Below are 19541 nucleotides of genomic sequence, written 5' to 3'. Positions count from 1 at the left end.
CCACTCCATGCAAACCAGAGGGTGCCTTATTTGGCAAACAATAGCTCCCTATACTTCGTGATGGGCCATAAATCATCAGAAATCAATTTTTCCAATTTATCCGACTGAATGCGAATAGTTTCAAAATAAGGTTTTACATTATCACAGTAGGCTGAAGCTTTTTTATTTATCGCCGATAGTTTGTTGGCACTTTTCCTGGCCTCTGTCATTTTATCGGTCAACTTTTTGATCTCCATAATGTGCTCCCCAATTTGCTCCAGCAGGTTCAATTGCCCTTCTGCAACTTTCTCATGTATCGCCCCATAAACATCTTTTAACCCTTTAATATTCTCTAAAAGCAGGTTTTGATAACGAATTGCGGAAGGAATAATATTGCCATACACCATTTCTCCCAAAACCCGCCCTTCAATCTGAAGATGTAAAGTATAAGACTCCAGCTCCACTTCTTGGTGCGCCTTTAGTTCCACCTCACTCATAACGCCCATGTTCTTGAAAAGCGCTACACTATCCTTGGAGGTAAGCACTTTTAAGGCCTCAGGTGTGTTCTTATTATTGCTCAACTTTCTTCTTCTGGCATCATCTTGCCATTCTTCACCATATCCATCTCCATCAAACCGAATCCGCTTTGAGGTCTTTATATATTCTCGTAGCACATTAAAAACCGCCTCATCCTTTTTGAGGTTCTTTTTGTCTATCAAGGCATCAACTTCCTTTTTAAATTCTGTGAGCTGTCTGGCAACAATGGTATTTAAAACCGTCATCGGTTTGGCACAATTGGTTTTGGACCCAACTCCTCGCATTTCAAATTTATTACCGGTAAAAGCGAAGGGCGATGTTCTGTTGCGGTCCGTGTTGTCCAATAGAATTTCAGGAATCTTGCCCACCACATTGAGTTTGAGCTCCGTTTTTTCCTGCGGAGATAACTTTCCTTTGGAAACACCCTCCAATTCATCCAAAACATCACTCAATTGTTTTCCTATAAAAATGGACATAATTGACGGCGGAGCCTCATTGGCTCCCAGACGGTAATCATTACTGGCAGAAGCAATAGAGGAACGCAACAGCTCTTCATAAGTATCAACAGCCTTTATTGTATTCACAAAAAAGGTCAAGAATTGAAGATTTTTCATGGGCGTGGAACCTGGACTTAGCAGATTTACTCCCGTATCCGTTGCCAAGGACCAGTTGTTATGTTTTCCCGATCCATTTATTCCCGCAAATGGTTTTTCATGGAACAAAACGGTAAAATTATGTTTGTCCGCAATCACTTCCATCACGTCCATTAGTAATAAGTTGTGATCTATGGAAAGATTAGCCTCTTCAAAAACAGAGGCTATCTCAAATTGGTTGGGAGCAACTTCGTTATGGCGGGTCTTTACCGGTATTCCCAGTTTGGTACACTGTTTTTCCAAATCGCTCATAAAGCTTAATGCCCTGCTGGGGATTACCCCAAAATAGTGATCATCCAATTGTTGCCCTTTTGCAGCAGCGTTGCCAACCAAAGTTCTCCCTGTCATTGGAATGTCCAATCTGGATTGGGCCAATGCTTTATCCACCAAAAAATATTCTTGTTCCCATCCCAAGGTAGCATGCACTTTACGTACATTTTTATCAAAGTATTGTGCAACGCCAGTAGCTGCCTCATCCACAGCATGTAAAGCCCTTAACAAAGGTGCTTTATTATCCAGTGCTTCTCCAGTATAGGCCACAAAGATTGTTGGGATACAAAGCGTAGTTTTATAGATGAATGCTGGTGAAGTGGGATCCCAAGCAGTATAACCCCTTGCCTCAAAAGTGTTTCTGATTCCGCCACTTGGAAAACTGGATGCATCCGGTTCTTGCTGTACCAGTTGCCCTCCATCAAATTTCTCCATGGCCCTGCCATCAGGAAGTATATCAAAAAAAGCATCATGCTTCTCTGCAGTGGATCCAGTCAATGGTTGAAACCAATGTGTATAATGGGTTGCTCCCATGGATAATGCCCAGGCCTTCATTCCCTCTGCTACCTGATCTGCAATTTTTCTATCAATTTTACTTCCTTGAAAAATGGCCGACTTGACTTTCTCAAAAGCTTCCTTGGTCAAAAATTGGAGCATTCGCTCTTCATTAAATACTTGTTGCCCAAACAATTCTGAACGTTTACCAGATTCCTCTATAGTTGCCGGAACTCTTTTACGGCTTTCAGCCAAAGCTTCAAATCTTAAACTAGACATTGGATTTCATATTTAAATCACAAAATTACAATTAACAATTTAATAATATATCTTCTAAAATTTACTTTTTTTTCATTTAACCCCACAAAAAATAGGGGTAATGAAAATTATAACTCAATTTTTACTTTTTTAACCCTAAGAAATGAATATTTACAATTGAAAAAACTATTTTTGGTCATTGAAAATTTCTGAAAAAATAACTACCGGAATTATGAGCAAGTCTAAATTAGAATACATCTGGTTGGATGGCCATCACCCAACTCAAAACATGAGGAGTAAAACTAAAGTTGAAGATGACTTTAGTGGTAAACTGGAAGATTGTCCAATATGGTCCTTTGATGGTTCTTCCACAGAGCAAGCATCAGGAGGTTCTTCTGATTGTTTATTGAAACCCGTTGCTATTTATCCAGACCCCGTAAGAAAAAATGGTTGGTTGGTAATGGCAGAAGTTTTAAATGCGGATGGAACGCCACATGCATCAAATGCAAGGGCAACCATTGATGATGATGATAACGACTTCTGGTTTGGCTTTGAGCAGGAGTATTTCTTAATGGATACCAAAACCGATTTACCTTTGGGCTTTCCACGTGGAGGATTCCCTGGACCACAGGGTAAGTACTATTGTTCTGTAGGTGGTAGATACACTTGGGGCAGGGATTTTGTAGAAGAGCATGCCGATCTATGTATTGAGGCTGGATTAAATTTTGAAGGCATCAATCAAGAAGTTGCACCTGGTCAGTGGGAATTCCAATTATTTGCCAAGGGAGCCAAAAAAGCTGGTGATGAAATTTGGGTCGCTCGATATTTATTAGATCGTTTAACTGAAAAATACGGATATTATATTGAGTACCATCCAAAACCTGTAAAAGGAGATTGGAACGGTTCCGGTATGCATGCCAACTTCTCCAATACCACTTTGAGAACCTGTGGCTCCAAAGAGATTTACGAGAAAATCTGTGAAGCCTTTAGACCGGTTACAGATGAACACATTGATGTTTACGGAGAATTTAATGATGAGCGTTTAACCGGATTGCACGAGACTGCCCACGTTTCTGATTTCTCATATGGCGTTTCGGACAGGGGAGCTTCCATTAGAATTCCGATTATTACTGTAGAAAAAGGATGGAAAGGATGGTTGGAAGACAGAAGACCAGCTTCAAATGGAGATCCTTACAAAATTGCAGGTAGAATCATAAAAACTGTGAAGTCTGCAGATGTATAGTAGATAAATTAGTTGTTGATAATAATTTGAAAGCCGTCTCTAAATGGGGCGGTTTTTATTTTCCGTTCAGGGTAAGAAATATAAAGGCCACATAGAAAATAAGCAGCACTATTCCATCCCTCCACCCCAGTCGTAATCCTTTTGGAAAAAACACCAAGGGGAGTATCAAAAATGAGATTCCAAGCATCCAGAAGATATCACTAGAGAGTAAACCTTGATCCACAACCGTTATTGGGGTAATTATAGAAGTAATACCCAAAACAGCCAACAGATTAAAAATATTGGACCCTATTAAATTTCCCAAGGAAATTGCCTTCTCTTTCTTTAAAACTGCAATTATGGATGCTGCCAGTTCTGGAATACTGGTTCCAACGGAAACTAATGTTACTGAAATGATTCTATCAGTCACACCAAATGCTTCTGCCATTTGCACAGCTGCATCAATCAACAATTCAGAGCCACTCCAAAGTGCGGTACCACCAATACCCAAAAACAATACTGTTTTATACAAAGGCAACGGAACATCGTCCTCTGGCATTTCATCCACAACGGCTGTCTTTTGAAACCTTAACAGGTACACCAGAAACAAGAATAGAAAAACCACCAGTATAATACCCTCGTACTGCTGGAGTACACCATCAAAATAAATGAAGCCAACAAAAAGCAACGAAGCCAACATCATTACCGGCCAATCCGTAGTATAAAAGCTCTTTCTAACATCAATACTTCCCATGATGACAGTTATGGCCAAAACCAAGCCCAAATTGGCAATGTTGGAACCTACCACGTTGCCCAAGGACAAATCCGGAAAACCATCTAAGGCCGCTTTTATACTAACAATAAGTTCTGGCGCCGAAGTGGCAAAAGAAACCACTGTCATTCCAATTATGATTTTAGGAATAGCCAATCTAAGTGATAATGCAACCGCAGCTTTCAACAACCAATTCCCTCCCGCTATAAGCAATGCTAGACCAAGAATTATAAAGAGTAGATTTTCCAATAATTTGAATTTGCCGTAAATATAGATGAAGATTTAGAGCAATAAAGTAGTTGTCGAAAAAAATATTTTAACTAAAATAACAGTTAAATAACTATAAAAATAGTTGTTTAACTAAATCCCTCGTTCTATATTTGAACCTTACAAAACACCCTTATATGCAAAAATTGACCAATAAGGAGGAAGAGGTGATGAAAATCCTCTGGAACTTGAAAAAAGCTTTTGTCAAAGAAATCAAAGCCGAATTAAAGGGTGACAAACCTCATTACAACACCTTGTCCACAATAGTTCGAAACCTTCAGGAAAAAAACTATGTTGGGCATGAAGCTTTTGGCAATACGCATAGGTACTACCCATTAGTGACCAAAGAAGCCTATAGAAAGAAGTTCATCAATACCACAATTGCCGATTTTTATGACAACTCATACAAGAGTCTGGTCTCCTTTTTCGCAAAGGAGGAAAAAATATCAGTGAAAGAACTGAAAGAAATCATCGAACTCATTGAAAACAACAAATAGATGGAGACCCTTATAATTTACTTACTGAAAACAGGAGGGCTCATTGCACTTTTCTGGGTTTCTTATCAATTCTTGTTAAGTAAGGAAACTTTTTTTATTACCAATCGTTGGTTTCTATTGGCTGGACTAGCTGCTTCAATCTGTATTCCTTTGTTCCATATCACCAAAACAGTTTGGATAGATCCAATATCATTGCCCACCCTTCTGGTTAACAATCTTGAAATAGCGAATGCTCCAAATCATGAAAGAGGCTTTGAATGGATATCTTTAATACTCACAATCTATTTTATTGGAGTTGCTTTTTTTGCTATTCGATTTACACTTCAACTTTATTCATTACGAACGCTAATCCGTAAAAGTATTTCCATAAAAATTGGGAACATCCGACTTGTTGAGCCCGAAAAAAAAATTACCCCCTTTTCATTTTTCGGGCATATTATCTATAATCCAAGGGAACATTCCCATGATGACCTTTTAACCATTGTGGAACATGAAAAAGTGCATATAAGGCAGTTCCATTCATTTGATGTTCTTTTGGCTCACTTCATTCTCATTTTTCAATGGTTTAATCCATTTATGTGGCTCTACCGTTCTGCTTTACACCAAAATTTGGAGTTTATTGCCGACCAAGGGGTGACATCAAACCAGCATTCTCTAAAAGATTATCAATACTTATTGTTGAAAACCAGCACTAAGATTCCAAACTATTCTTTTACAAGTCCATTTTTTAATTCCTCTGTAAAAAAGCGTATTGTAATGTTGAACATAAAACCTTCTCCTCGGAGAAACCTGGGAAAATATTTTTTGACCCTTCCTTTTCTGGCTATCTTTTTTATGGTATTCCAAGTGAAGACCAATGCACAAACTAGGGAACTGGAGCATGTTGAGACCACTATTCCAAATGCCAAAACTTATCATATCCATCAGAAATCCACCAAAGATGAAATCTTGAAAATAAAATCAAAAATTGAAAAAGGAGGGGGGAAATTCAGCTATGAAATGTCTAGAAGCCCCAATGGGAAAATCACCTATCTTAAGTTTGAAATAAAAAATAAAGGAACCGGAAACTATGAAAGTGATGACACTTTTAAAGAAGTCTTTTTTGGCACCTTAGATTCTGGGGGTATTTTTTTGGCTGAAACACGAAAAGATTACCAACGCTTAAAAAATAGAACGCTCAAACAAATTGTCCCTTCACAAAAAGACACAATAGAAAAACCAAAATCGGTTTTGGTTACTACAGATGAAAACAATGAAACCATCGTTGGCACTTCAGAAAGTGAGACCTCTCCTCAAAGAGCGGCCAATGATTCAGCCAATAAAACAACAAGGTCCAAACCAAAAAAGATTGCTTCAACCGCAATGGATTCCATATTCGAATCAAAACAAAAAGACAGCAATGCCACTGAATTCACAAGTAACGGAGCAGAATCTGACAGTGACAATTCATTTTTACGTCGCTTGAACAGACAATCACCTATTAGCTCCCAATATTATTCCCCACTGTATTTATTGGATGGAAAAGAAATCTCCTTTACACAATTGAATGCCCTGACTCCAGATAAGATAAAAAGTATAAATGTCTTAAAAGGCAATTCTGCCATATTAAAGTATGGAGGAAGGGCTAAGGATGGGGCGGTTGAGGTTTCCACTAAAAAAATATCCGATTTTTCTCAAAATACAGAGCTTAACAAAAATGACTTCAGTCAAATAATTACCAAAAAAACCACCAATAGAGAGTTAGAGCATTTGGTGTCCCAATTAAAAGCACACAAGCTTGAATTGATATATTCCGATATTGTTAGGAATAAAAATGATGAAATCATCCAAATAAATATTTCCATAAAAGATAAAACTGGACTTAAATCAGCAGGTAGTGCTATTTGGACCAACAAAAACAACCCCATTCCCAATATCTTAGTAGGCAGAATTAATGGAATGGCCAGGGTAACTTCAAGTCAATGATTTTACCAAATTTCACAACATCAACCGACCCCAAAAAGGTCGGTTTTTTATTTTGAGAAATAAATGAAATCCTTAAAAATGGCCATTTTTTGATGAAAACCTCCCTTGGTTTTTGAAAAACCTCTAAAAAAGCCCCTACAAAAGCTTCAATTTGAAATTTAAATCAACTATTGACCTTACATTTTAAAACTTTATTGAAGAAGGTCACATCTTTTTTAAAGTCAATCTCATTCTTAAACCTACAACCTTGTATGCAATTGTATTGATTTCCTTCCAAAAATTTGGAAACATGATTCATGTCATTTTATCTTAAAAAAACGTAACCGGTTCACAGCAATTTTTAACCCTTAAAATCAATCAACACAATGATCACAATTGTTAAGTTTTTGATGATGCTGTTCATTCAGCTCATCGCTATCATATTTGTCTAACCTTTAAAACCAATCGCTATGCTTACATTATTTGGAATACTGATCATATTATTAGGAATTGTTACCCTGGTTACAAAACCAATCTTTAAAACCAGTAAACTGTTGCAATGGTTTACCCCTAAGCGAAGTTTACAAATTATTGGAGTGGGAATAGTAATGAGCATTGTTACGGGGACACTGTTTTACGCAGAACCTGGAACTGCTTATGCCGTACAATATCCCTGGGGTGGCCAAAAAGCCGTTTTTAGGCAAGGAATACATACCAAAATGTGGGGTAGGCTCATTCCCATACAGTTTGAACTGCCCATCAAGTATGTTATCCCCAACAATGAAGGTGATTTGGGTGAGCAAAGTGAATATGCCAATGTTGATGCCGCTAAATACTGGGCCTTCAGTGATGCCGTAAAGGCTAGAATCGCTACCTCAGTTGTCATTAGCATCAATACCGAGGATCAAGCCCAATTCCTATCGGTTGCAGATCGTAACAAAACAGAGAAAAACATGATTCGCTCAAGAATCATCCCCAATATTGATCAGTCCATCAAAAATACCTGTAAACTGATGGATGCCCAGGATTACATCTCGGGCCAGGCGTCTGACTTTGACAGGTACTTTAAGGATCAGTTGGAAAACGGCATGTATGTTCTGGAAGAGTACGCAGATCACCAAACCCGGGAAATCATCGGTGACAGTAGCACGGTAAGAACCATTGTGAATAAGGAAACTAAGCATAAAAGATTTCGTATTCAAATTAGAAATGGAGAACCTGTTCGAGAGAAAGGCAACTCACTTAAGGCATATGGGTTAACTGTTATACAAGCTGTGGTGACAGAAATTGATTGGGAGGAAACTTTTGACAAGCGATTACAGCTACAGAAGGAAGAAGTTGCACAGACCCAATTGGAAAAACAGCAAGCCGAAAGGGAATTTTACCGAGCACAAAAAGAAAAAGCCCGTGGGGAAGCCGATAAAGCTACCGAAAGAGCTCGTTTGGAAAAAGAACAAATACAAAAAACCATTGCTGCGGAGACCGAGGCCAAGGTAGCTGAGTTTAACCTGGTCAAAGAGAAAAAGCAGTTTGAGGTGGAAAAGTTCAAAGCACAGAGCAAAAAGGTTGCTGCCGATGCTGAGGCTTATCAAAATGCCAAGCTGGTAAGTGCGGGACTTACTCCCCAGGAGCGCGCTGAATGGGATTATAAAACATCTGTTGGCGTTGCCCGTGAATTGAAAGACCTTAGACTGCCCGAAATCTTCATTGAGGGAAGCGATCAAAAACAGAGCGGTAATCTCCTTCAATCGTTGATCGGTGCAGAGTTGGCCAAAACAATGATTGAAAAGAATCCCAATAAATAACCAAAACAAACCCGGTCCAGGACCGGGTTTTTAGTTTTTGAACAATTTTTATTCCTCCTCCCCTATTTTTTGCAAAAAGGCAATGTCTTCCTCTACTGTCAATAAAAGCAAGCTTGTTGCCGTACAAAAAACTGGACTGGTAATGCAATGATGACCACTCCAACTACCATCTTGATTCTGAATTTTTAAAATACGTCCACTCATATTGTCATACCAATTTTTCCACCCTTCATCTTTGTTCACCAACAGCGACTCACCTGTCTGCAGGTAACTTAAAAATTCTTCTCCTCCATTATTCCCAAAGCCGTCCAAAACTTCATCCCTTTGTGCCATTTCCTTGGCAGACTCATACACTTTGTAAGCCGTTCCATATCTCTGGGCCTCGCCGCTTGCATAACCTATTTCTTCTAGAATTTCTGAGCTGACCACAGCATCAGCCGCTATTCTACCTTCGGCCTTTGCCTTATTGATATCCGTTTTAACCTTACGGGCCTCCTTAGCACTAGCCCTTGCACTTCCGCTTACCGAATAAAGTATGATTCCAGCACCGTCATCCGTTTTAACCGAACCATCTTTTTCGTTATAATTGGCCTTTTGATAGTTCTTGGACCTTTCCAAAATCTCTTTGTCCACAGCAACACCAGCTACCTGTGCAGATTCTAAGGCATTATTGGCCATACCACTTTGCAAGACACCTGCCCAACCTGCCCCTTTTTGCTTTCCATCTTCATCTGTCCCATCCTGAATACGGGCAACACAAATGTCCAAACATCTAACAACTCTCTTTTTGTCCATGCCATCCAAATTCCTGTCCAATACATTGGAAAGGAACTGTGCAGCCAATACGGCATCAATGTTCTGACCAAGTTTAGACTGAATCTGTGTATTTCTGACTTGTGTAATATAGGGGTCTCCACTTTCCGCACTTTCTATGGTTTCCAGTAGATAATCCAATACTTTTTCAAGGTTTTTGGCATGTTCACCTTTTTTCAGTGTTGTTCCGCTTCTTAAAAAAGCCATACCAACCATTGCAGTGGTAGCAGGATCCGCTTTCACCGCATGGGGGTCTTTAATATGTTGTGTTGAATGGCTTCCCGCGCCATATCCTCCATTGTGCAACTGTCCATTGGACAGCCATTCAAGTCCATCGCGCACGGCCAATTGAATATTCTGATCAGATCTGTAACGGTGAAAACCTTCTGATGATTGTTCTCCCATAACAGTCATAAATACGCAACCTTTCTCTGGTTGAATGGTTCTTTTTGGGTTGGACGCCGTCAATGTTGTGTAAAGCAAAATTCCTGTGAGTGCTATGACGGGTGCCACTAGAAATCGAAATGTTATCCTCATCGCTAAAACTTTTAAATTTTGTTGAAACTAGATAATGCCACCTGTTTAAAAAATGTGCATTTAGTCTAATGGGGCTACTGATGAGTGTAACAGGACTTTTGTTGAGGCAAGGCAATCTCAAATTGTCAACATTTACAGAAAAGGTAGCTTTGAATGGAAAACCAGTTTTAAAGCTTGTTTCAGATTTAATTGGTAATGGGATTTTATAAAAACTTTAGCAATTCACTTGAGCTTTGTGTTATTTGATTTGATTATTTTACATTTTTGTAACAAATCAAACCTAAAAAAGTGAAAAAAATAACAATTTTACTAGTTTCCCTCATCTGTTTGCAATCGTGCAAACAAGAACCCAAAAAAGAAGAATCCCCTAATCTTAGCGAAGAGTTCGCCGCAGTTTTGGACAGCTATTATGAAGATGGATTAAAGTTAAATCCAATCAATGCCACTACAGCTGGTGACCATCGTTATGATGATGTTTTTGCCAATCAACTCTCAGATGAGCATATCGCTAAAGCCAAGGCCCACTTTGAAGGGTATAAGAATAAGTTAAATGAATTTCCGAACGAAAGTTTGACACCTAGTGAGCAAATGAGCAAAGCCATTCTAACATGGCAATGTGATATTAATTTAAATGAATTCAACTTCAATGCAAACCTTACCCCTATTGATCAAATGTGGTCCCCTAACCTGTTTATGGGGCAATTGGCCAGTGGTTCCAGTGCACAACCCTTTGAAACTGTTGAAGATTATCAAAAATGGATGAAGCGAGTGGATGGGTATTTGGAGTGGCTATCCAGCGCAGAAGATAAAATGCGTGAGGGCATGGAAAAGGGACATGTACTTCCAAAATCACTGATTAAAAAAGTATTACCACAGCTAGAATCACTAACAGTAAAAGATTTGGACAAACATCTCTTTTACACCCCTATCAAGAATATGCCAGAAAGTTTTACAGAAGAGCAAAAGTCACAACTTACTTCTGCTTATCAAAGTATGGTGAATGACAAAATCATCCCCGCATACGAAAAGCTACATACTTTTATGGCCAATGAGTATATGGAAGCCGGTCGTGAATCCAGCGGAATTCAGGGCGAGCCTAATGGAGATGGTTACTATGCACATCAAATCAAAAAATACACTACAACAGATATGACCGCTGCTGAAATCCATGAATTGGGATTAAGTGAAGTAGCCAGAATTCGTTCCGAAATGGAAAAAATCAAGGAACAAGTTGGTTTTGAAGGGGATTTAAAGGCCTTTTTTGACTATGTGAGAAGCAATAAAGAGCTTATGCCGTTTACGGATCCACAACAGGTAATTGATAACTTCAATGCCATACACAACCGTATGAAGCCGCAAATTGAAAAATTGTTCGATGTAAAGCCGAAGACTCCTTTTGAAGTAAGGCGTACAGAAGCGTTCAGGGAAAAATCCGCCAGTGCCGAATATAACCCGGGCTCCCTAGATGGCACTCGACCAGGAATTTTTTATACTCCTATTCCGGAAGTTGCCAAGTACAATACGTATTCTGATGAGTCTTTGTTCTTGCACGAGGCTATTCCCGGACATCACTATCAGATATCATTGACCCAAGAGAGTGAAGAATTGCCAAAGTTCAGAAAAACGCTTTGGTACAGTGGTTATGGCGAAGGTTGGGCGCTATACAGTGAATCGTTGGGAACGGAGTTAGGCCTATATACAGATCCTTACCAATTATTTGGCATGCTGGGCGCTGAAATGCACAGAGCGGTAAGATTGGTTGTGGACACTGGGCTGCATTCCAAAGGGTGGACCCGTGAACAAGCCATACAATATTCGTTGGATAACGAGGCCGAGTCAGAAGCTTCCATCATATCCGAAATAGAACGCTATATGGCCAACCCCGGCCAGGCATTGTCCTATAAAATAGGGCAGCTCAAAATTCGGGAATTACGCAAAAGAGCAGAAGACGCTTTGGGAGATAAGTTTGATATCCGTCAATTTCACAATCAGGTTTTGGAAACCGGTTGTGTTCCACTTGCTTTGTTGGAAGACAAAATTGACAATTGGATCAAGGAAAATAGTTAAACACCGACGGGGCCGCTTAAAGCGGCCCTTTATTTTTTGTTCAAATCAAAAATTTGTAATGGCCCATTATTGTTCGCCACTACTATTTTTGGTTTTTCCGACACCAAAATAGGTGTCATTTTTTTTAGCATCTCCCCTAGCATAAAAACCACTTTCCCATGGAGAAACTGCTTGAAATCCACCTTTGCCTTCACCCAATAGCAAAAGACCGGTTCCTCCATCGTTTCTGGGTGTTTCCACTTCAGAAACAAATAAATTACCGACCAATAAAGCATCCAAATTACCGTCCACATTAAAATCATCCACTAAAATGTCATTTATATTGGAAAGCTGGGCAAGATGTGGCAAATCAGACAATTTAAAACTTCCATCTCCTAAATTCTCCAAATAAGAAGAAGCAAAGGTATTAGCTTCATAGTGCAAGGATTTTTCCAAATTTCTTTTTCCATATACTTGGTCTATTTCTAAAGAAGCAAAAACATCGTACTTTTCAAATTTTGTCTTTAGGCCAGGTATTTGCTGGGAAGAGCATGAAAAGCCTCTTAATGGATAATGTTTTTCACTGTTATAATACCCCAAGACAATATCTCCAAATCCATTTTTATCAAAATCGTCATAATATATGTCAAAAGGTTTTTCTTTTGAGGTTTTATACTTGTAGTTCAATCCCAAATTACCTACAATAAAATCCATGTCCCCATCCTGATCAAAATCACCCTTTTCTATGCTGAACCACCATCCCGAAGAATTTTCCAGTCCATTTATCGGTGTTTTGGAAAATCTTCCTCCATCATTTGTAAAAATCGTGATGGGCATCCATTCGCCAACCACGATTAAATCAGAATCACCATCATTATCATAGTCCGCCCAAACTGCGTCTGTAACCATGCCAACATCCTTTAATTCTGGTGCCAAAGTATCAGTATTGTCAACCAATTTACCATTGTCGTTGGTCCAAAGTATGCTGGATGCCGGTAAGGGGTATTGGCGGGGAACATGTCTTCCTCCTACGAACAAATCCATATCTCCATCCTTGTCATAGTCTTCTGCCCTTACTATTGACCCGCTCTGTTGCACTTCGTTTAATTCTACTCTTTCGGAAAAATCACCTTTCCCGTCATTTAAATAAAGACGATCAACGTAATATGAAGCATTTGCAGGGAACTCATTGCCCCCACTTACCACATATAGGTCTTGATGGCCATCATTATTGATATCTACAAACAAAGCATCCAAATCTTCATGCTCCTTTTCCTTTTCCCAAAAGGCTTGGGAACTTTTTGAAAATTGTCCACCTGGGTTTTGGATGTATAAAATGGGACTATTCCCCGTAGCTCCTCCTATAAAAATATCTTCAAGTCCATCATTGTTAATATCCGAAACATCCATTGCTGGGCCAAATTGAGACATTTTATGGGGCAATAACACTTGATACCCATAATCATCAAAAATGTTCTCTTGATGAACAAATTCTATAGCTTTTGACTTGGTATCTTCTTTAAAAATAGGAGTTGGAGAGTCAGGAATTTTTCGCGGCTCCATAGCCTTATCCATATCCAATTCCATTACCTGGTTGGCAGTAAGATTTTTGAGCATTGTCTCCTTATGATTGGGCCAAGAAATCTTCAGGCTATCTATTTTTTGATTCTCCCTCAAACCAAAATGCACAATGGGCTCGCTACAGGAATATATCCCACGAACATTTGTTGTCTCCTGAATCTGCATCCCTTCTTTGGAAAACAATGTCACCCTTGCTCCAAATACTGGTCTGTTCTTGCTATCTTTCAATTTAATTCTAAAGAAATTTGAATTAGGTAGGCTTTCGGAATTATTTCGATAAATGAATGCCTCTTCATTAACATTATTGACCACCAAATCCAAATCTCCATCATTATCAAAATCGGCATAGGCAGAGCCATTGGAAAAAGATTTTTGTTCCAAGCCCCATTCATCCATTACTTTTTCAAACTGTAGGTTTCCCTTGTTTTTAAAAGCATAATTGGATATAGGGTTGGAAGGAACCATATTTACTGCTTTCTGTAAATCCAAAATATCAAAGATGCTGGTGATACCCCCTCCATCTGGATGTGCCAAAATCCATTCATAAGATGTTTTATCGATAAAGTCGGCCACTGCCTTATCGGCATCCGTATTCATGATATCATGTAATAATCCATTGGTAACATAGGTATCTTTCAATCCATCATTATCAAAATCAGCCATTAAATTAGACCAGCTCCAATCTGTTGAGGCCATTCCCGTCATTTGGGCCACATCACTGAACACCATATTACCATTATTTAATTGTAAGGTGTTGAACATATATTGATAATGGCCTCCTTTATTCACTACTTTCCAAAAGGCCTCAGGGTCCATTCCACTCATATTGGATTTCAATCTAAAATTATCCTCTGCAACCATATCAACCACAAATACATCTAAATGACCATCGTTATTGATATCAGAAATATCCACTCCCATAGCAAAATGTGAAATATGCCCTGTTGACGAATCCACAACATTGGTAAAAGTCCCATTCTTATTGTTCAAAAATAGGAAGTCAGGCTCTTTAAAATCATTTGTCACGTATAAATCCACCCATCCATCATTGTTCAAATCTGCAGCGCAAACAGCATTGGGGTAACCAGAACGTTTAACTCCCGCTTTTTCAGTAACATCTTCAAATGAATTTTTACCAGTATTCCTTAGCAATCTTACATGAGATTCAGCCTTTTGTTTGTTTGACCCAATAAACTCAGATAGAATTCCTGCATTTGGGGGTTGAGTCAATAAGAAAATATCTAAAAAACCATCTTGATCATAATCTAAAAAAACGGCATGTCTGGTCCTTTGGGAGTCTGCAACGCCATACTCTTTTGCTGATTCAACAAAAGTACCATCCCCCTTATTAATATATAAAAAGTTGATTCTCTTCTCGGGATTATAATCATATAACTCCCTGCTGACATATATATCAACATAGCCATCATTGTTCACATCTGCAATGGTGACCCCAGCTGACCAACCATCATCATCAACTATTCCAGCTTCTTTAGTGACATCCTTAAAGGTTAGATTTCCCTGATTAAGATAAATTCTGTCCTGAACCATATTCCCTGCAAAATAAATATCCTGCAGACCATCATTATTAAAATCTCCTATACCAACACCTGCACCAGAGTAAAAATTAGCATACAACAAGATATTTTTATCCTTAGTGCTCTTTATTGTGTTTTTAAATTTGACCCCAGTATAAGATGGCTTTAATAGTGTAAACCTCTTATGATTTTGTGAATTACCAAAGCCCGGAATAAGAAGTGTTATCAAAATCCCTAGTTGAAAACAAATTATTTTTTTCTGCGTCTTTTTCATTATCACCAATACATATCAGTTTTCTTACAAATTGCCGTGGCTTTCAAAATAATTAAAATGTTCAGGGGTCTTAAATTATTTAGACCAATGCCTTATCCAAGAAGATGTTGGGTGTTCTCAAACCTATTAACCTTTTCCAAAATGACATCAAAACAAGGTTAATAAACATCCATCTTATTCATAGCCTTAATTCCATCAGATTACTATTAATGGTAATTTTTCAGGTTAACAGACCACAATATGCCATACATTAAGTTTAACTAAGTAAAGTGGTACTTTTCCATAAATGTTAAGAAGCTAAAACTTTGGCTATCTTTGCATTGACCAACCACTGAAGTTATGTTTTACAAATTCTTGGCAAAAGTCAACAGGCTAGTACTCCCTTCATACACCAAAAGAAGATTGGATCTCTCCAAGGCATCCAAATTACAGCTGGCGATTATAGGATGGCGTTATTTTGTAACCACAAGGGCATTGGATTAGTACTCGATCAAGGATTTAATATCATATCCATTGAGCTTATCAGCTCCGTTCAGAAAGCCAAGCTGAACCAGAAAGTTGCACTGCACAACCTCTCCTCCTAATTTTTCAACCAATTTGCACACTGCACTGGCTGTTCCTCCTGTAGCCAATACATCATCGTGCACCAAAACTTTTTCACCTTTGAGAATTGCATCCGTATGAATTTCAAGAATATCGGTACCATATTCCAACGCATAGGATTCAGCAGTGGTTTTATAAGGAAGCTTTCCCTTTTTTCGAACAGGTACAAAACCGGCATTAAGTTTTGAGGCCAACATTGGAGCAAAAATAAACCCCCTGCTATCCACTCCAACCACCTTATCTATCGTTTGACCATCAACAAGTTGATAAAGGGCATCGCTTGCCTCAATCAATGCATTTGAATCATTTAAAAGTGGTGTAATGTCCTTAAAAGTAATTCCAGGTTTGGGAAAGTCTTCTATATCACGAACATAGGATTCAAAATCCATAATTTTTGATTACTAGGTTTTGTCGTAAATTTAAAAAGAAATATATTTGCACCCCATTAAAAAGGCCTCGTGGCGCAACTGAATAGCGCATCTGATTACGGCTCAGAAGGTTACAGGTTTGAATCCTGTCGAGGTCACCAAGAGGAAACTCCAAACGAATTAAAAACCTTGCAAATCTTAGATTTTGCAAGGTTTCGTTGTTTTTGGACTATCATTTATCTGAATTCATTGGTTTCAGACATCAACAAATCGATTAATAAATTTTGTAAATACCTTTTTAGAGTTTATTAAATCTCAAAATTCTCTGAAACACTAAAGTGCTGTGAACATGATACCAACCAATAAGTCATAATCAAAGGATTCAAACTCAGTGAACATCATCTTGTGGTTCTCTGGACCAGATGTTATTTGGGAACTTGGAGATGTATTGCCTCAATTTATGTTTACCAATGCGTCAAGCATAGTTGAAAGCTCTTTTATTTTGGGAACAAGGAACAACTTCAATTTTAAGAACCCCAATCTCAATTTTGGTTTTAATTTCACCTATATTATCCGTTTTAATCGAAAATTGAAAGGATTGCAACAAGCAAATCAAAAACCCGAATAGATTTATTTGGACCACGGAAAATTGAACGGTACTGTTCCATCCAGTTCTACTTTCTTCATCAAGAAAATAAAGGTTCCCAAAAGCAAAATCAATCCAAAAATTGTTAAGAAATAAATTGGGGAGTGAGATAAACTTCCATAATATTCTGCAAAAGAAATGGTATTGATGTTTGCATAAGTGATAAAGAAGAACAGTACTTCAAAAAGTTTGTTTCCTTTGGAGACAATACCTAATGCAGATGCCAAGAACACTATAAACACAGCTCCCAATATAATGGAAAAAGCAGTTGTTGGGTTACCCGTAAGCAAAAGCTTTAAGACAAATGGCAATGCCAAGGAAATCATTAAAATAATGCCAGCCAAAAGTTGAGACAGAAATAACCTTCCCAATGGGTTATAAGACGTATATAGATACTGGCTCATATTATGGATTTGTTCTTTAATAGTGAGCTCTGACAAACGGTTTACCTGTAAAAACCATAGTATGGGCAATACCATTGAAAATGCAATTTTTGTGGGAACAACCACTAATAAAGCCATACCAACTACATTTAATGCCCAAGTCCATCTTTTTCCCTTTCTAAGAAGCATTAAGATTTCTGTTTTTAAAATTGATGCAATGCTAAAATTCTCGTTTGCAAGCGCCAATTGGGATGAGACTATTTCGGTATGGGCTGTCTTTTCTTTTAGGGCCACCGAGGCGTTTACTTTTAAGGATGCTTTTTGTTTTAGGTCAAATCGGTGGAATTTGAAAGCAATAACCATAATTGCCAATGTGCCTAAAAAAATCCACCCTAATCGACTTAGTAAAAACAAGTTGGTGAAATCCATTCCATCAAACATGAATCTTTTCGAATCTTGGAGATTTCCAATTACATAACCAATGGTCAAATTTGTTTTCTCGGCTGTATTTGGTATTTTTTTTACCAAGGCTTCCATTTGATGTACCACTATTTTATTTCCAAAGGGGTCCAAGGTGAACTCTCCTTCTGTTTTAGGGGTAAACAACATTATGGCAACAAATAGGAAAAAGAAAAGTACATTTTGTATGGTCTTATATTTTCCCAATAGAACTTCTAATACAACGGCAATGCAAGAAATACAAAACATTGCAGGAACAGTGATGACAACAAAAGGTTTTACGAATTGCATCAGTTCTAGGGTAAAACCATCGTGGTAGCAAAAAAACAAGATGATTCCCATTAAAAAAACAAGGAAGACAATGGTTAAAAGCATTAGAAAATTACTCAATACTTTTGAAAATAGATATTTAAAATTACTGGCAGGTGTAGAAGCCACTATCTGCCCTACCTTGGTATCTGTATCTTTCTTTATGCCATCATTGACCAAATAAAACCCTGCTAACGATAAAAAAATGCAAGACATGACGGCGGTAACATACCCAAACCATGCTGAATTGTACAACCCTACATAATCTCCAATCCTAATGGTTGAATATGTGGCATTGGGTTCTGGTACAAATGTATAGGCAATGGCCAAGGTTGCACAAAGAACAATTAAAAAGGGATAGTTCCGGGTGCGCTGCAAATAATCATATTTAATGATGTTGAACATTGATTTCATGACTTAGTTGTTTTTTGTGGTGAACAAATAAGCATCTTCAAGAGTGGCTTGCTTTTTTATCGAGTTTTCATATGGATTTTCAGTAATATACCTTACCGTAATCCCTTCTGAATTTCTAGAAGTACTCACCACAACATTGAGCTGCTTAAATTGAGGTAATTGTTCTTTTGGAATGGTTACTTCAAAAACAGCATCTGTAACTTCAGATATTAACTCTTTTTGGGTTCCGTGTAATAGCAACTTGCCATTTTTCATAATCGCAACCTTATCTGCAATAGTATCAATATCAGATACAATATGGGAGGACAGGATTACAATACTTTCCAGGGCCAGATTGGAAATTAAGTTCCTAAAGTTTACCCGTTCTTCAGGATCTAATCCGACAGTAGGTTCATCAAAGATGATGACTTTTGGGTTATTTAAAAGTGCTTGGGCAATCCCCACTCTTTGCTTCATTCCGCCCGAATAGCCTTTAATAGGTCTATGGGCTACTGCGCTAAGGTTTAAGCCTTCTAACAGTTGGGAAATTCTATTTTTTAAGTTTTTACCTCCCACTCCTTTTACCGCAGCTATATAGTTTAAAAACTCATAGGCATTTAGGTTAGGGTATACCCCAAAATCCTGAGGCAAAAAACCAAGTTGTTGTCGCATGTAGTTGGGGTCTTTTCCAATATTATTTTTGTTAAGGGATATAAGCCCGCTACTGGGTCTGTTTACCGTTGCAATCATTCTCAACAGGGTTGATTTTCCTGCTCCATTGGGGCCTAACAGTCCAAGAATTCCATTTTCTACTGTAAGTGAAAAATCCTGAAGACCATATTTATTTTGACTATATTTTTTAGATACATTTTGAATTTCTAACTTCATAGCA

At 38.2% G+C, this 19541-nt stretch carries 14 protein-coding genes and 1 tRNA gene; 8 read left to right on the top strand and 7 right to left on the bottom strand.

Going from position 1 to position 19541, the window contains the following annotated elements; translation table 11 throughout:
• Positions 1 to 26: 26 nt before the first annotated feature.
• Positions 27 to 2213 (bottom strand): glutamine synthetase III, encoded by a 2187-nt coding sequence (locus ACOQO1_RS04255; protein WP_420601616.1) that lies wholly within the window; start codon positions 2211 to 2213, stop codon positions 27 to 29.
• Positions 2214 to 2424: 211 nt separating this feature from the next.
• Between ACOQO1_RS04255 and ACOQO1_RS04250 the strand changes: the two genes are divergently transcribed.
• Positions 2425 to 3435: a glutamine synthetase beta-grasp domain-containing protein gene (locus tag ACOQO1_RS04250; RefSeq protein WP_420601615.1), complete on the top strand. Its 1011-nt coding sequence runs from the start codon at positions 2425 to 2427 to the stop codon at positions 3433 to 3435.
• Positions 3436 to 3490: 55 nt separating this feature from the next.
• On the opposite strand, the gene ACOQO1_RS04245 is transcribed toward ACOQO1_RS04250, so the two are convergent.
• Entirely contained in the window at positions 3491 to 4435 is a 945-nt protein-coding gene (locus ACOQO1_RS04245; RefSeq protein ID WP_420601614.1) for a calcium/sodium antiporter, read from the bottom strand.
• 155 nt (positions 4436 to 4590) lie between these two features.
• Between ACOQO1_RS04245 and ACOQO1_RS04240 the strand changes: the two genes are divergently transcribed.
• The 3 genes from ACOQO1_RS04240 to ACOQO1_RS04230 all read left to right on the top strand — a co-directional run bounded on the left by ACOQO1_RS04240 (position 4591) and on the right by ACOQO1_RS04230 (position 8699).
• Positions 4591 to 4950, top strand: a complete 360-nt coding sequence (locus ACOQO1_RS04240) for a BlaI/MecI/CopY family transcriptional regulator (RefSeq protein ID WP_420601613.1) — start codon at positions 4591 to 4593, stop codon at positions 4948 to 4950.
• Positions 4951 to 6915 (top strand): M56 family metallopeptidase, encoded by a 1965-nt coding sequence (locus tag ACOQO1_RS04235; RefSeq protein WP_420601612.1) that lies wholly within the window; start codon positions 4951 to 4953, stop codon positions 6913 to 6915.
• Positions 6916 to 7364: 449 nt separating this feature from the next.
• Positions 7365 to 8699: an SPFH domain-containing protein gene (locus ACOQO1_RS04230; RefSeq protein WP_420601611.1), complete on the top strand. Its 1335-nt coding sequence runs from the start codon at positions 7365 to 7367 to the stop codon at positions 8697 to 8699.
• Positions 8700 to 8747: 48 nt separating this feature from the next.
• On the opposite strand, the gene ACOQO1_RS04225 is transcribed toward ACOQO1_RS04230, so the two are convergent.
• The gene (locus ACOQO1_RS04225) at positions 8748 to 10049 is read right to left on the bottom strand and encodes a hypothetical protein (protein WP_420601610.1); all 1302 of its coding nucleotides are present in this window, start codon (positions 10047 to 10049) and stop codon (positions 8748 to 8750) included.
• A gap of 288 nt (positions 10050 to 10337) precedes the next feature.
• On the opposite strand from ACOQO1_RS04225, the gene ACOQO1_RS04220 reads away from it, so the two are divergent.
• On the top strand, positions 10338 to 12116 hold the full coding sequence (locus ACOQO1_RS04220; protein ID WP_420601609.1) for a DUF885 domain-containing protein: 1779 nt from the start codon (positions 10338 to 10340) through the stop codon (positions 12114 to 12116).
• A 66-nt stretch (positions 12117 to 12182) separates the two neighbouring features.
• On the opposite strand, the gene ACOQO1_RS04215 is transcribed toward ACOQO1_RS04220, so the two are convergent.
• Positions 12183 to 15314, bottom strand: coding sequence for a VCBS repeat-containing protein (locus ACOQO1_RS04215; RefSeq protein WP_420601608.1), 3132 nt, complete (start codon positions 15312 to 15314; stop codon positions 12183 to 12185).
• Positions 15315 to 15827: 513 nt separating this feature from the next.
• Here ACOQO1_RS04215 and ACOQO1_RS04210 point away from each other — a divergent pair.
• Positions 15828 to 15971, top strand: coding sequence for an SsrA-binding protein (locus ACOQO1_RS04210; protein WP_420601607.1), 144 nt, complete (start codon positions 15828 to 15830; stop codon positions 15969 to 15971).
• On the opposite strand, the gene ACOQO1_RS04205 is transcribed toward ACOQO1_RS04210, so the two are convergent.
• On the bottom strand, positions 15968 to 16480 hold the full coding sequence (locus tag ACOQO1_RS04205; protein ID WP_420601606.1) for an adenine phosphoribosyltransferase: 513 nt from the start codon (positions 16478 to 16480) through the stop codon (positions 15968 to 15970). The genes ACOQO1_RS04210 and ACOQO1_RS04205 overlap by 4 nt on opposite strands.
• A 63-nt stretch (positions 16481 to 16543) precedes the next feature.
• Here ACOQO1_RS04205 and ACOQO1_RS04200 point away from each other — a divergent pair.
• Together ACOQO1_RS04200 and ACOQO1_RS04195 are read left to right on the top strand one after the other, a co-directional pair.
• Positions 16544 to 16620, top strand: a tRNA-Arg gene (locus ACOQO1_RS04200).
• Positions 16621 to 16850: 230 nt separating this feature from the next.
• Positions 16851 to 17087: a DUF5777 family beta-barrel protein gene (locus ACOQO1_RS04195; RefSeq protein WP_420601605.1), complete on the top strand. Its 237-nt coding sequence runs from the start codon at positions 16851 to 16853 to the stop codon at positions 17085 to 17087.
• Between the two features lie 2 nt (positions 17088 to 17089).
• Here the strand turns inward: ACOQO1_RS04195 and ACOQO1_RS04190 are convergent, their stop codons facing one another.
• Both ACOQO1_RS04190 and ACOQO1_RS04185 read right to left on the bottom strand, forming a co-directional pair.
• Positions 17090 to 18670: a hypothetical protein gene (locus ACOQO1_RS04190; protein ID WP_420601604.1), complete on the bottom strand. Its 1581-nt coding sequence runs from the start codon at positions 18668 to 18670 to the stop codon at positions 17090 to 17092.
• 3 nt (positions 18671 to 18673) lie between these two features.
• Positions 18674 to 19537: an ABC transporter ATP-binding protein gene (locus ACOQO1_RS04185; protein ID WP_420601603.1), complete on the bottom strand. Its 864-nt coding sequence runs from the start codon at positions 19535 to 19537 to the stop codon at positions 18674 to 18676.
• Positions 19538 to 19541 lie beyond the last annotated feature (4 nt).

Source organism: Flagellimonas sp., from assembly GCF_965222555.1.
Classification (GTDB): Bacteria; Bacteroidota; Bacteroidia; order Flavobacteriales; family Flavobacteriaceae; genus Flagellimonas.
Note: the sequence above shows the minus strand (reverse complement) of the source record. Positions and strands in the feature narration are given on the sequence as shown.

Coding starts and splice junctions, on each gene's coding strand:
- ACOQO1_RS04255 (WP_420601616.1), bottom strand. CDS start 2,213: ATGTCTAGTTTAAGATTTGAAGCTTTGGCTGAAAGCCGTAAAAGAGTT.
- ACOQO1_RS04250 (WP_420601615.1), top strand. CDS start 2,425: ATGAGCAAGTCTAAATTAGAATACATCTGGTTGGATGGCCATCACCCA.
- ACOQO1_RS04240 (WP_420601613.1), top strand. CDS start 4,591: ATGCAAAAATTGACCAATAAGGAGGAAGAGGTGATGAAAATCCTCTGG.
- ACOQO1_RS04235 (WP_420601612.1), top strand. CDS start 4,951: ATGGAGACCCTTATAATTTACTTACTGAAAACAGGAGGGCTCATTGCA.
- ACOQO1_RS04230 (WP_420601611.1), top strand. CDS start 7,365: ATGCTTACATTATTTGGAATACTGATCATATTATTAGGAATTGTTACC.
- ACOQO1_RS04225 (WP_420601610.1), bottom strand. CDS start 10,049: ATGAGGATAACATTTCGATTTCTAGTGGCACCCGTCATAGCACTCACA.
- ACOQO1_RS04210 (WP_420601607.1), top strand. CDS start 15,828: ATGTTTTACAAATTCTTGGCAAAAGTCAACAGGCTAGTACTCCCTTCA.
- ACOQO1_RS04205 (WP_420601606.1), bottom strand. CDS start 16,480: ATGGATTTTGAATCCTATGTTCGTGATATAGAAGACTTTCCCAAACCT.
- ACOQO1_RS04190 (WP_420601604.1), bottom strand. CDS start 18,670: ATGAAATCAATGTTCAACATCATTAAATATGATTATTTGCAGCGCACC.
- ACOQO1_RS04185 (WP_420601603.1), bottom strand. CDS start 19,537: ATGAAGTTAGAAATTCAAAATGTATCTAAAAAATATAGTCAAAATAAA.